Genomic DNA, 13,616 nt, shown 5'->3' with positions numbered 1-13,616 from the left:
CTCAGGCCTCCAGGTAGATGCGCGCCGCGAGTTCCCCGAGCAGAAACCGGTCGGTCAGGGGCGCGGTCGCACCCGCATCGAGCTCGTTCTCGATGCCGCCGCCGTCGATGAGCACGATGCCGTTGGTCGAGTGCAGGTCGTGAATTTCCCAGGCTCCCTCGACGAAGTCGAGGCGGGCGTGGGTCTTCGAGACTGTCCTTCCGGGGTCGTGCAGCAGTACTAACTGCGCGTCGGCGTGTGCGCCGTCACGCACGGGGTTGCGCCCGAGGAACACGACCGGTTTGGTGAGCGAGACCTTCAGGCCGTGTTCGGTTTCGAGGGTCCACGGCTTCATGCGACGCACCACGATCATGGTCTGGTCGAGGTCATCGTCGTCGGCTTCGGCGCCCGAGTCGAGGGCGACGGAAGGGGCGGGTGCGGCCTCATTGATGGATGCTGCGGCGTGCGCCGGAAAAGACGGAGCGGTGGCGCCTACGGCAGCGGTAGTTGTCGCGGGCGGTGCCGCGACCGCGGAGGTATCCGTTGCCGCGGGCGGTGCGGACGACTCGGAGACGGCTGGCGGAACAGGCCGGGCACTGACATAGAACGGCGGCGGCCCGGTGGGCAGACCGCGCACGGCCGGCGGTGCGGGAGAAGCAGGAGGTGCCAAAGGTGCGGTCTCCAGCACCGCGGGGGGCCGGGCCGGGGGCAGGGGCGGCTCGGCCAGCGGCGGCGCGGCAAGCGGAGGCACTGCCAGCGGTGGCGGCGTCGGCGTCATGACGCTCTGGCCCGCCGGCGCGGATGCCGCCAACATCATTGACAGCGGCGTCACCGGGACAAACGGAACGTAACCGGTCGCGGCGGTCGCGGGCATCCAGCCGGTGTCGACGGACCGGCCGAACCCGAGCACGCCGGCCCAGAGGGGAAAGGACACCAGGCAGAGCAGGGTGAATCCGCCACCGTGGCCCAGCCGTCGATTGACGTTGTTGACCGCCATGATGAAGACGACGAGGGCCACCAGATTTGCGGCCGGTATGAACAGGCCAAGCACCCACAGGGCCGAATACCGACCGAGCTCGAACAGGGTGATGCTGTTGACGATCGGAATCCAGCCCTTCCAGGCCTGTTCCCCGAGTTTCACAAAGACCTTGCCGAGGGCGATCGACGAGACGACGTATGCGCCGACACTGAGCAGCAGGACCACCATGATGATCGCGATCATCGCTCCAGATGATTCATCCATTTATGATTCGCGGCCGCTGGTGGGCGACCGCTCCCCCATTCTGTTCGTGTCGCGCCGGTTCAGGCGCTCGGTGGTGACGTCGCGTCGAGATGCGCTGGGTCGAAAAGTGTAGAGTCGGCGGGCATCCGCTAGCCGAGAAAAGGAGCGCAGCGAGATGGCCGCGCGCAGCCGTTGGCGCCGGGTTCCGCTCGCCGCGAGGCCAGCGCGTTCGGCCGTGACGAGGGCCCAGAAGGCATCGCTCTCGGCGGCACGCGGCGGGGTCGCCCCAAAGACGGCCCGGTCGGCCAGGGTCGCCAGGTGCGCGCCACCGACCGATTCGTAGTGCGCGGCGATCTCGACCCGGGTCATGCTGCCCTGGTCGGCGAGGCCGCGGTCGACGGCGGCGTCGATGTATTCGTCCCAGCCGCCGGCGAACCGGGCCGAGACGGTGGCAGCCCGGGCCCGGTCACGGCGACGCTTGAGTTTGGCACCGAGAATGACCAGGAACGGGGTGCTGATTGCGAGCAGCGTGGCCAGGCCGATGCCGGCAATCTTGAGGACCGCGAACAGCCAGGCCAGGTCGGGGCCGGCGACCGGGTCCTGTTCCTGCTGGTCTTCGCCGCTGGTCGGATCAGCTTCGGGGGCACGCTGCTCGGTGGCGCCCTCCGCGATGACCTCGGTGTTGAATTGCGGGTCGCGGGTCGCGTCGTCCATGGGCGACAGTGGGTTCTGAAACTGCGGGGTCACGTCTACCGTGGCCCAGTTGCCGTCGGCGCTGGCCACTTCCACCCAGGCGGCGAGGTTCTGCCCCGAGCAGACGCCCTGCGGGCAGGCGCCGGGGGCGCCCGAAACTGCAGCGCCCGCCGCATCGAGGGTGAAGCCCACCACCACCCGGGATTCAAACCCGAGGTGGCGAGCGAGCAGGGCGGTGGCGACGGCGAATTGTTCGTCGTCGCCGATGGCGGCCACGAGCTGGGAATTCTCGGTGGCGGTCGTGCTGTTCTGCTTCTCGAGCAGCGCGGTGAACAGTGCGTCGATGCGGGCGACCGAGTGTCCAGACCGGCTGGGCGAGAACTGGTAGTCGCCCAGGTCGGCGGTCCAGGAGTCCACGGCCGGCACGGTCAGGGCGTGACTGAGGTAGCCGCGCTCGCGCAGGCGGGTGACGAGTTCGGCCAGTCCGGCGCCATCGCGCGTAACGGCCTGGGCGTCGACCCAGTCACTCAGGCTCTGCGGAATGAGCGTCTCGTCGATGGCGTCACCGGCCGGGCGGGTGAAGCCGGCCAGGGCCGTCGCATCCGCTGGCTGCTGCGAGATGATCGTATAGCGGTCACCGCGATCGAGGGCGTTGAGTTGAATTGCGGATGCCGTACCCGCGTTGTAGAAGAATCCGTCGCTCAGGTCACCGGCCCGGTCACCGGCAAAGCGGATGCTGGCCAGCTCGCCGGCCCCCGGCATCCAGACGCCGGTGTACCCGGCAATGTCGAACCCGGTGGACACGCTGTTCGGTGTCACTCCGCGCGCGTGGGGTACCCGGGCGAAGGCGGTGGCCTGGTCTCGTTCGCCCGCGGCGGGGTTCATAACCCGAAAGACCTCGCCGTCGTAGTAGCTGAGCACGGCCAGGCGCACACGCGACCCCGTGCCGTTCTCGACAGCCTCGCCGGTCACCGTGAACAGTTCCTCGTCGTACTGTTCGGCGCTGAAGTAGCCCCGGTACTGGCTGAGCGGGCTGACGTACTCGCGCAGTTCGACGGCCGGATCGATGCTGCTGCGCAGCACCTCACGGGCCGGCGTCGCGGCAGCCATCGAGAGCCCGCCGAGCGTGACGCCGACGGCGAGCACGAGAACGCCCCCGGCGAGGGCGACCCGGCGCAGGCGACCGCCGAGACCGCCGGGCGTGCGCCGCACCCCGCTCGTGCGGGCGGCGAGGTCGAGCGCCTCGCTGCGGGCCAGGTGGGTGCGCCAGGCGAGAAAGCCGAAGGCGAGCAGCAGGGCGGCAAGGCCGATCAGGCTTTCGCGCGGTGCCGGCACGCTGACACCGAACACGGTCAGCGGAATGCTCACGGCACTCGAACCGAAGAGCAGCCCGAACAGTTGCACCGCAAAGATCAGGGGAACGGCGAGGGCGAAGAGTCGGCCGCCGCGCCAGACCAGCGACAGGGCGAGCGTGCTGCCGCCGAGAAACAGCAGAAAGGGCGGCACGAGCAGGGTCTGGTAGGAGCCGACCGGCAGCTGGATGGTGACGAGTTCTTTCCAGCTGAACACCGTGGCCGTCACCAGATCGAGCAGACCGCCGAGAGCGTTCGGCACGCTCGTCGATCCGCTGAACAGCGCGGCAGGCACCGCGAGCGGAACTCCCAGCAGCAGGTACGCGCCGAGCACGCTCAGCAGCACGGTGAACCAGGACCAGCCGCGGCGGGCACCGAGCCAGGCCAGCACCAGACCAGCCGCAATCGCGCCGGCCGCCATGATCAGGTAGCTGGAGTCCTGGTAGATCGGCCAGGCCGCGCAGACGGCGACGAGCATCATCGCCACGAGGAATAGGGCGTTGATCACGCGGGCACGGCGGCCGCCGCCGGGTGCCCGGCGCGCACGAACCGTCTGCACGACGCCGGTTACGGGTCGGCCAGCGACGGGCGTTCCGAAGGCGCTCATGCGGCTCTGCGGCTGAGCAGGGAACGAAAGTCGTCGAGCACGCCGATGGTCAGCACGCTCGTGCCGGCCAGGTCGCGAAAGCTCGGCTGCTCGTTGGGGTTGCACAGCACGGCGACGACCTGCACGTTGCCGGCGAATTTCAGGGTGAGCGCCTGCAGGCGCCGGGCGGTCATCGTGGAGCCGCACACCACGAACGCGATGGAAATATCGGGCACCACTTGCGATGCGAGCTCGCAGACGTCTTCGACGTTCATGGCGTGCGGGCTCACCGCGATCGCGGTGAGGTCGTCGAGCAGGGTACGCGTCGACACGACACTCAGGCTGCGCACCGAACGGATGCTGCGGCGCACGATGCCGGGGATCTCGGCGCTTGCTACGACGGCCAGGTCTCGACCGTCCCGAATAGCACGCACACCGAGCGAGCCGGTCGCGCTGACCGCCATTTCGAACTCGTCCTCCGAAGCATATTCCGCGGCGTTCAGGCTCAGCACGATGGCCAGGCGCGAGCGCCGGCTTTCTTCGAACTGCCGCACCATGAGCTGGCCGGTCTTCGCGGTGGACTTCCAGTGGATGTGGCGCTGCCCGTCGCCGGGCGCGTACTCGCGAATGGCGTGAAAGGAGATGTCGGAGTCGACGATGTCGCTCGTCGGGTTGCCCTCGAGGTCGCGCACGAAACCGGCGCTCGTACTCGGAATCGACACGGTCACCGGGTGCACGAACAGGCGGTTGACGTCGGCCCAGGGCCGTGAGCGGCCGAGCACACCGAGCGGGTCGCTGCGCACGGTCGTGACCGGGCCGACATCGATGACGCCGCGGCGGTAGGCGGGCACGCGCACCCGCTCCTCGTGCACCTGGCCGGAGCGCAATAGCGGCACGTAGACATCCGCCAGACCCTTGCCGATGGGAACGTCGACGCGACCCGGCAGCTCGAGGCGCTTGGACACGTTGGTGACGGTGAGGGTGCCGAGCACCTCTGCACCGGCAACGACCCGGTCGGCCGGCAGCACGAAGTCCACGCGGTAGGCGCGGCCCCCGGCCAAAAACGGCAGGGAGAGCAGAATGAGGGCGACCGCCACACACCCGGTCACGATCAGCTCGGTCCAGCCGAAGACGAGGCCGAGCGGCAACAAGACGATCGCGGCCGCGACCACCACCCAGCCGGCCGGAGTGACCGTTTCGCCGATCCATTCGACGGATGCCCGCACACCGTTTCGCACAGCGCGCGCGACCTTCATCCAGAGCACCACCGCGCCCACCAGGGTCGACGTCGTCGATTTGCTCGTGCGCCCCGAGTAGTTGGTGTGCGTCGCGGAGTACCGGGTGTGCGTGGCAGACCTGGTCTGGGTGTCGCGGCGCGCCGGCCTCGATGTGGGCGACTGGCGCGATTCGGTGTGAAAGCTCACGCCAGGTCGCTCCGACTGGGCGGGACGACGTCGAGCAGAATCTGACCGATGACGGCGCTCGCGGTGACACCGTCGAACTCGGCTTCGGGGTCGAGCACCATCCGGTGCGCCAGCACCCGATCGGCGAGGGCCTTCACGTCGTCGGGAGTGACGAAGGCGCGGCCGTGCGCGACGGCCCAGGTCTTGGCGGCCTTGGTGAGGGCGCGCGCGCCACGCACGCTGACCCCCATGCGCACCTGGCGGGCCAGACGGGTGGCCTCCACCAGGCGGCCGATGTAGTCGTAGACGAGCGGATTCACGAACACACCGCGGGCGATGTCGCTCATGCTCACGAGCGCCTGCGGAGTGATGACGGGGGCGAGTTCGTGGCGCACGTCGGCGGTGCCCTCGAGGATGCGAATGGTCGCGGCGAGGTCGGGGTAGCCGAGCGAGGCCTTCATCATGAACCGGTCGAGCTGGGCCTCGGGCAGCCGGTAGGTACCGGCCTGCTCGATCGGGTTCTGGGTGGCGATGACGAGAAATGGCACCCCGGTGGAACGGGTGACGCCGTCGATGGTGACGTTGCCCTCTTCCATCGCTTCGAGCAGCGCCGACTGGGTTTTGGGGCTGGCCCGGTTGATCTCGTCGGCGAGCACGACGTTGGCGAAGATCGGTCCGCTGTGAAACTCGAACTCGCCGGTCTTCTGGTCGTAGACGGTGATGCCGGTCACGTCGCCGGGCAGCAGGTCGGGGGTGAACTGGATGCGGGTCGAGACGCCCTGCACGGTCTGCGACATGGCGCGGGCGAGCGAGGTCTTGCCGGTGCCCGGGTAGTCCTCGAGCAGCAGATGGCCTTCGCTGACCATTGCGGTGAAGGCGAGTTCGATCACGTGGCGCTTGCCGAGAACGACCTGCTCCACGTTGTCGACCATCATCGTGAAGGTCGCGGCGAACCAGTCTGACTGCTCCGGGGTGATTGTCATGTGTGTAGCTCTTTCATTGTCACGGAGACGGTGTCGAAGACGGCGATGGAGACGCTGTTGAAGACGGTGTAGAAGACGGAGATGGAGACGCTGTCGGAGACGGCTTCGGAGACGGTTTCGGCAGGTTGGACGTGCAGTCGACGGGGGTCGGTGTGGTCGTGCCGGCTACCTCGTTTAGGCCGGAGGTTTCGGGCGCCTGCCAGGTGATGGTCCAGGCCACGTCTTTGACCTGCGTGGCCCCGGCGGGAGCCACCGCGCCCGGGTACTCGTTCCAGCGCGGCCCATTTTCATCCGGCACGTTGTAGAAGGCGGAGGTGACCCGGGCCCTGGCCAGTCCGGCGGAGGTCGCGTCCACGGCGACTCCGAGGGTGCCGCCGGCGACGCATCCGTTGTTATTCAGGCTCGGCACCGCGTACTCCACCTGCCAGGCGCGGTTGGGGTCGGCTGCCGTGACCGTCGACCACGCGCTGCACAGGGTTGAATCGGCGCTCAGGCAGTACCGCACGCGGATGCCAGGGTCGGCGCCGAAAACGGTCGAGCCGGTGGTCTCGTCGAAGCGCTCGAAGTCGGTCTGGAAGCCGCTCGGCACCGGCGACGTCGACGTAGGCGCCTCGATCAGGTAGTGGCCATTGACCGGCGGCGCCACCAGGTAGGTGTACTCGCCGTCGCCCGGGGCTGCCGGCGCCTGCCACGTCGTGATCGATCCGGCGGTGGCCGTCGTGACGCCGTAGCCGTTGGAATAGCAGAGCGTCACGAAGTATTTCTTATGCTGGGTGAGGTTGCCGATTGTGGGGTCGTCCGAGGTGGCCGCTCCAGCCGAGGTGAAGCCGGCCGGAGTGAGTCTGCAGACTGCGCCCTCGGTGAGCGAGGCGACGTACAGCACGTCTGCTGGCAGTGCGCTGGAATTCGCGTCAAACCGGGCGTCTCGCACGGTGATCGACCGGTTTTGCGAGCTCAGCGAACCGGCACTGGTAATCGCGGGCGATCCGGCAACGCGCACGGCCTGAGACGTCGTCTCCTCGGTCGGGCCGCTGCCAGCGGGCTGGTCGTCCCGGCTGAGGGGGGTCACGACCACGGTCTGGTTGCCGACACCGAGCGCGAGGGTGAGTTCGGTCGTTCCGGTACCGGGCGTCAGTACGCGTTGTTCCCTGCCGTTGACGCTGTAGCGGTTGGTTGATGGGTCGTTGTTCTCGATCGTCACGGAGACGGCACCGGTCGACGCGCTCGTGATGCCCTGCTGGAAGACCGGCTCGGCCGTGAGCTGGCCCATGCCGGGCGTGTCATACGACCAGGCCGTCACGCTGACGGCGCTGCGCGATTCACCGACGGCGTTCACGGCTTTCGCTTCGTAGCGGTCTTTCTGGCCATTCGCGGTCGTTCGGATCACGCCGCAGTCTCCCGACGTGTCGCAGCGGCCGACCGACGCACCGTTGCGGTACAGGTTGAAGCCGGCCAGGGCCGGGTAGGCGGCGTTGGCAGCGCCAGGACTGACCGAGAGGGTGATTGCTCGGTCGTCGTAGGCGATCTGCGCCACCGCGTTCGGCGCCTTCGGGTAGCCCCGCAGGTCAACCGTCACCGACCCGTCGCGGCTTCCGGCGCTGAGCTTGCCCTGGGCGTCGCGCACCACAAAGCTCGCCTCGCAGACCCCTCCGGCGGTGTCACCCGACCAGGTGGCCCGCACGTTTCGCGAATTCTCGACCGCGAACGACACGCCGACGCAGGTACTGGGAGCACTGACGGCGACCAGCACGAGCGGGGTGCCACGGTAGAGGTTGACCTCGCCGGCCGTACCGACGACCGCGATCGAGCAGCTCGATCCCGACGATTGGGTGCAGGTCGTAGCCACGGTGCCGCCCTTGGGCAGTTCGCTCGGCGCCGGCCCCACCGTGAGCGAGAGTACCGCCGGAGACGCCGCACGATGGCTCGACAGGCTCACCGTGACGGCAGCCTCACGCCCGGTCACGGCGTTGTCGGCGACACCGATCGTGAGAATCGCGCCGTCCTGCGTCACGCTGAACTGGTCGGTGGAATAGTCGATGGCAAAGGTCAAAGTCGGCACGGCGCCCTTGCCCTGCCACTCGACCATGTGGCTGAGGTCGTAGCGCAGGGCGTCGGCCCCTGGGCTCTCGGTCAGCGCCGCCGGGCGCAGCTCTGGTTGCGGGTCGAGCGGCTCGACCACGATCAAAATGACCAGCTGAGTGAAGTCCTCCTGCCCGTCGATGCGCACCGGCACCGTACAGGAGTCGGTCCACGGCGCATCGGACCCGGCCGCATAGGTGACCGTCGTGTCGGAGTTGTATGTGCAGGTCGCGTTGCCGCGCTCCCCCGACGAGCGGATGCCCGTGCGCTGCAGTTCCAGCGTCGTTCCGGCCGGGATCGACACGAGGCTTTTCATGTCGAACGTGACGGAGGCGTCTTCCCGCACGTTCTGCGGGGCGCTGCCCTTTTTGAGCGAGAGGATGATCACATCCTTCGCCGGAATGCGCAGGAACCCGTAGGTGGTCACCTCGACACCCTGAAAATTCAGCCCGGTCAGGGCGAACGGGGCGAGCACTCCCTCGTCGGGAACCCTGCCGCTGATCTTCCAGCCCGATACTTCGAGGCCGGGGTGGCGGCCCCACAAGCTCAGGGTGAGGCCGGAGACGTCACCGGAGTTCCAGGACACCTTGTCGGTGACCACGTCGACGCCAGCGGGGAACATGTCGCGTTCGCCCGAGGCCAGCGTCGTGTCGAGCACGACCGGATAGTCGGGAACCCACGAGCGCACCACCTTGACCACGATGAGGCCCTGCCCGACGTCGTCGTTGGCGTTGGTCACCGAGTAGACGAAGGTGAGCAAGCCCGGCTCCGTCCCGGCCGTGAACACCACACGCTCGTCGGTGACGGAGTCGATGCGTTGCGCCAGCGCGTCGAACTCGACGGTACCGGCCGCCGCGTCGGGGGTGACCGTGCTCAGGGTCAGGCTGCCGCCGCCCGGCTCGATGTCGTTGGCTGCGGGAAAGACGACGACCTGGTTGCTGGCTCCGACCTGCACCTCGACGTAGTCGCTGAAGGTGATCGGGCTCGGATTGGAGCGCTGGTCGAGCACTCCGATGCGCACGAGGGCGAGGGCGGTGGCGCCGACGCTGTCGCGCACCCGGTACTGGAATTCGATGGCGCCGTGATAGTCGAGCGGGCTCGAATATACGATGGCGTCGCCGGTGGCATTGATCGACGCCGTGCCGCGGGCCGGCTGGGTGAGCACCCCATCGAGCACGACGGTATCGCCGTCGGGGTCGACGCCGAAGCTGTCGAAGGGAATCTCGGTCGACTCCCCCGACAGCACCCGACCGAAGAGGGTGTGCGGCTGCGGCGCCGTGTTGTCGCCGTCGGCGAGCACCTCGACCGAGACCACGGCCGAGTCGATGAGTTCCGGCGCTCCCGCGGTGTAGACACTGTAGGCGAGTTCGTAGCTGCCCGGTTCGTCGGGGGCGAGGTAACGCAGTTCGGCGCCGGCCGCGAAGGCAAGGCCGCGCTCACTGCGATTCTGCACCGATTCGGCGTTGAGTATCACGATGTTGCCGTCTGGCGCCACATCGTTGGTCAGCACCGGAATGTCGACCTGGGCGCCCACGCGCACCGACACGCGGTCGTTCATGGCGATCGGAGCCTGCGGAACGGACGGCCCCAGCAGGTACACGGTGGCCTCGCCGCGCACGGTGTACAGCGGGTTTTCGGTGCCGTCCGACACGGTGTACCGCACGGTGCCGAGCTTACCGGGCCGTTCATCGGCGGTGGAGCCGCGCACGCGCAGAATGTTCTGCCCGACCACGTCGACGCTGAGCGAGGCGCCGAGAACGGTCTCGGGGATGGCTTCACCGAGCAGCAGCACCCGGCCGGCCGGGTTGGAGACGGCGGTGAAGACGTCAACACTGGTGTCGGCCTTTGGACGCACGAAAACCGTCACCGGAGAGGTGGTCAGCGCCTGCGCATCCGCGCTCAGCACCGAAATGCGCACGAGCGACACGACCTCGCTCACATCGTCGGCGATCGTGACGCTGACCGTGTAGTTGCCGACAACGGTCGAGGCAAAGTCGAAGGCGGTGCCGTTCGCGGAAATGCCCACGGTGGATCCGTCGGCGCTCGTCGGGATCGTGGCCGACGTGATGCGATACAAGCCGGCGGCGCCGGAAACATACTCGGCCGGGTTCACCGTGAGGCGCTCGTTCACCGAGGCGAGCAGCGCAAATGGTGTGGCCGTGAGCCGTGGGGTCGGTGTGACCGCAATCGTGAGCATCTTGTCGGCCCCGGCGCCGTGAATGTCAAAGACGCGCACCAGAATCGTGGTCGACTGCACGGCCTGCTCGGCCTGTTGGAAGTGCTGGTACACGAGCACGCCAGCCGGCGTCACGCTGACCGAACCGGTATCGGTGGTATTCCGAGCGGATGCGACGAAGATCGGATCGCCGTCGGGATCGACCCAGCCCGGCAGCACCGGAACGGTCACGGTTCCGCCCGGTCGCACCTCGGGGCTCGGCCAGTCTTGCAGGCAGCCGTCGGTGCCGCACCAGACCGGCGCAGAATTCACGTCGTCGCCGTGCACGGTGAGCGTGACCGTGGTCGACGCAGAATCGAGGCCGCCGGTGCGCGAACCGTCGGTAATGGCGTAGTTGAAGGTTGCCGAGCCGCGAGCACCGGGGGCGACCTGCACGGCGAGCGCCTGGTTCTGATCGGTGACGGTGACCGTGCCGAATGCGGGGTCGAGGCCGGTGACCGAGGCGGGTACGACGCTGAGCACGTCGTCGTTGGCGTCGTGGTCGTTGAGCAGGACCGGCAGCGGCACAAGCTGGTCGAGGCGCACGCCGAAGGCATCCGGCACGGCGATCGGAGCCTTGGGTTCGGCGGGCGAGGCGGCTTCTTCGACGTCATCCTGGCGCTGTGGTTCCGAGTCTTCGGCCAGGGTCCAGTCCTGGGAACCGGCGACGAGCGCGCCGTCGGGAACGGTCCACACCCATCCGCTCCGGGTGTCGTTGAGAATCATGAGCGATTCGTTGGCGCGAAACGCGGGGGTGGCGTCGCCGTTCGGTGTGACCGCCCCGTAGCTGAGCATCGATTCGCCGGCGCTCTCGCTGAACAGGGTGCCGCCGGTGCCGGTGGCGGGCAGCCAGGCCGCGTAGCGTTCTCCACGAAAGGGCGTCGGAGCGGCGGGGGCGCCGAGCACCGTTTCAAAGTCGCCGACCAGTTCGGTGCGGGCACCGTCGGCGAGCGCGAAGGAGACCAGGCCGGTCTGGTCGGCGATGAGCACGTCGGTGGCGGTCGCGCTCGGGCGTTGCAGCACGGCCAGTTCACTCAGGTTTGTCGGAGCCGGTGCGTTTTGGCCGGCCAGCCACAGTGCGTCGCCGGCCGCGCCGAGCAGCGCCCAGGTGTCGCCGACGACGCTCAGCTGACTTCCGGGTTCGGCCGGACCGTCGATGACGGCGTCACGTCGCAGAATCTTGTCGCCGGCGATATCGAAGCTCAGCACGCTCTCGGCCTCGCTCGAGTAGCTGTAGAGCACGCCGTCCGGGGTGATCGCGATCGCGTCGGACCGATAGGCGTGCGGGGTGTCGCCCTTGACTACCGCGTCGTCGGGGTTCACCGGGCGGGGCGCCTCGGTCGCGCCCACCGCACCGGCGAAGACCGTTCCCGCGCTCGTGAGGTAGCCGACCCACGAGCTCGACGACACGATGGTTCGGGTGCCGGCCGGCGTGCTGTCGTAGTCGGCCGCGTTGTCACCGAGGTCGATCGGCGCGGCGAGGCTCACGTCTACGACCTTTTCGTTGTTCTGCGCGTAGAGCAGCACGGTGGAGTCGGTCTGCACCAGTTCGCTCGGTGCCGGCACGGACTTCACGGTGTCGAGTTCGCCCAGGTCGGTGTTGATGCGGGCGTACCGGTTGCCGTCGCCGCTCTGCAAGGCCCAGATCGAACTCGCGTTGACCGGCGTCTGTTTCACGTCGAAACCATCGACGACGATGGCCACGGTGGCCAGCAGCGCGCCGATCGCGGCCACCGCGGCGATGCGAATAACGCCGAGGCGCGCTTTCGACAGCTTGGGGAGGAGGCGACGAGCCCGTTTGCGGGCCATCAGATCAGCCCGGCTATCAGCAGCGCGCCCACCGTGGCGCCGCCGCCGACGACGACTGCCCCGGCCAGGAGCAGAGTCAGCACGAGCGGGGAGAACTGCCTACGCCCGGCGTCGCCCCCGTCGGGCAGGGTGCCTTCGCGGGTATGCGAGGCGGGGCGGCGAATGCTGCGCTGCAGGCCCGGGCGCAGCGTGGGAATGCTGACATCGGAGATGACGGTGCCGCGGGACTCGAGGTTGTCAAAGTCGATGGGGGAACCAGCAGATGCCCAGGCTTCGTCCGCCACCTCGAGCGCGGTGAGGGGTAGTCCGAGGTCTCGCTCCACGCGCTGCAGGTCGTAGGCGCATTCGAGCAGGCTCACCTGGCGGGCGGCCGGGTCGCGGCTCATCATGCGGGCGAGGGCGCTCTCCAGGGAGGCGGGAACATCCGCTCGCCCGATGCTGGTGTATTTGGCCCGGCCGATGCGCTGCTGCAGCGCGCGCGATCCGTTCGAGCCTGCTGGCAACTCAAACGGGGCGCGGTCGGCCAACAGCGAGTACAGGGTGGCACCGAACGACCAGACCTCGGTCGCGATCGTGCCGGTGGTGCGTTCGTCGACGACCTCGGGGGCGCTCCACGGCAGCGACATGGCGAACAGTTCGCCCCGGGCGTCACCGGCGAGCGACGCTGCGATGCCGAAGTCGCCCAGTACCGGGCCGCCGAAGGTGGTGGTCAGAATGTTCGACGGCTTGATGTCGCGGTGCAGCACCTGCGAGCGGTGGGCTGTCTCGAGGGCGCCGGCAATTCGCACGGCAATATTGAGCACTGTTGCCACGGGCAGCGGTTCCGCACGCCCGCGAAACGAGTAGGAGCCGGGACAGTATTCCATCACGAGGCACGGGCGACCATCGGCCGAGATGCTCGCGTCGTACACGGTGAGGATCGACGGATGCGAGCTGAGTCGCGCCATGACGTCTGCTTCGGCGTTGAACGAGCGCAGCACGTTGTCGTCGACGATGTCCTGCAGCAGGACCTTGACGGCCACGGAACGCCGGGGCATGTTCTGTTCGAACAGAAAAACGTCGGCGAACCCGCCGGTGCCGAGGGGGCGTACGTAGGTGTAGCCCGACAATACGGGCGGAGCAGAAGGGAGTCGCCTGCCCATTGCTCCCCCCGACCTGCATTGGTTCTGTAGTGCGCCTGTGTTTTCACTCGCAAAGACGCGGCTGATCTAGGGTTCAAGCTTAACAATGGCGCCCGACCGCGTCACCCACGCGGGGAAATGGGGTACCCCCACAATGGGGGTGTCGGCGGAGGC

6 protein-coding genes are annotated in these 13,616 nt (G+C 68.2%); all 6 read right to left on the bottom strand.

Features of this window, described 5'->3' with window-relative positions; translation table 11 throughout:
* Position 1: 1 nt before the first annotated feature.
* Genes E3N85_RS11335 through E3N85_RS11310 form a run of 6 tightly spaced genes read right to left on the bottom strand, consistent with a single transcriptional unit; the run spans position 2 to position 13,463 of the window.
* On the bottom strand, positions 2-1,222 hold the full coding sequence (locus tag E3N85_RS11335) for a DUF5684 domain-containing protein (protein ID WP_134463286.1): 1,221 nt from the start codon (positions 1,220-1,222) through the stop codon (positions 2-4).
* Positions 1,223-3,853, bottom strand: coding sequence for a transglutaminase-like domain-containing protein (locus E3N85_RS11330; protein WP_134463284.1), 2,631 nt, complete (start codon positions 3,851-3,853; stop codon positions 1,223-1,225). It abuts the gene before it with no gap.
* Positions 3,850-5,256, bottom strand: coding sequence for a DUF58 domain-containing protein (locus E3N85_RS11325; protein WP_134463282.1), 1,407 nt, complete (start codon positions 5,254-5,256; stop codon positions 3,850-3,852). The genes E3N85_RS11330 and E3N85_RS11325 overlap by 4 nt, the downstream gene beginning before the upstream one ends.
* On the bottom strand, positions 5,253-6,218 hold the full coding sequence (locus tag E3N85_RS11320) for a MoxR family ATPase (RefSeq protein ID WP_134463280.1): 966 nt from the start codon (positions 6,216-6,218) through the stop codon (positions 5,253-5,255). The genes E3N85_RS11325 and E3N85_RS11320 overlap by 4 nt, the downstream gene beginning before the upstream one ends.
* Before the next feature lie 19 nt (positions 6,219-6,237).
* Positions 6,238-12,321, bottom strand: coding sequence for an Ig-like domain-containing protein (locus E3N85_RS11315; RefSeq protein ID WP_134463278.1), 6,084 nt, complete (start codon positions 12,319-12,321; stop codon positions 6,238-6,240).
* Positions 12,321-13,463, bottom strand: a complete 1,143-nt coding sequence (locus E3N85_RS11310) for a serine/threonine-protein kinase (RefSeq protein ID WP_134463276.1) — start codon at positions 13,461-13,463, stop codon at positions 12,321-12,323. Before E3N85_RS11310 ends, E3N85_RS11315 begins: the two co-directional genes overlap by 1 nt.
* Positions 13,464-13,616: the final 153 nt, after the last annotated feature.

Source organism: Cryobacterium sp. Hz9 (genome assembly GCF_004402825.1).
In the GTDB taxonomy this organism is placed as follows: domain Bacteria; phylum Actinomycetota; class Actinomycetes; order Actinomycetales; family Microbacteriaceae; genus Cryobacterium; species Cryobacterium gelidum.
Note: the sequence above shows the minus strand (reverse complement) of the source record. Positions and strands in the feature narration are given on the sequence as shown.

Excerpts from the sequence above, each read along its gene's own strand:
- E3N85_RS11335 (WP_134463286.1), bottom strand. The coding sequence starts at position 1,222 with ATGGATGAATCATCTGGAGCGATGATCGCGATCATCATGGTGGTCCTG.
- E3N85_RS11330 (WP_134463284.1), bottom strand. The coding sequence starts at position 3,853 with ATGAGCGCCTTCGGAACGCCCGTCGCTGGCCGACCCGTAACCGGCGTC.
- E3N85_RS11320 (WP_134463280.1), bottom strand. The coding sequence starts at position 6,218 with ATGACAATCACCCCGGAGCAGTCAGACTGGTTCGCCGCGACCTTCACG.
- E3N85_RS11315 (WP_134463278.1), bottom strand. The coding sequence starts at position 12,321 with ATGGCCCGCAAACGGGCTCGTCGCCTCCTCCCCAAGCTGTCGAAAGCG.
- E3N85_RS11310 (WP_134463276.1), bottom strand. The coding sequence starts at position 13,463 with ATGGGCAGGCGACTCCCTTCTGCTCCGCCCGTATTGTCGGGCTACACC.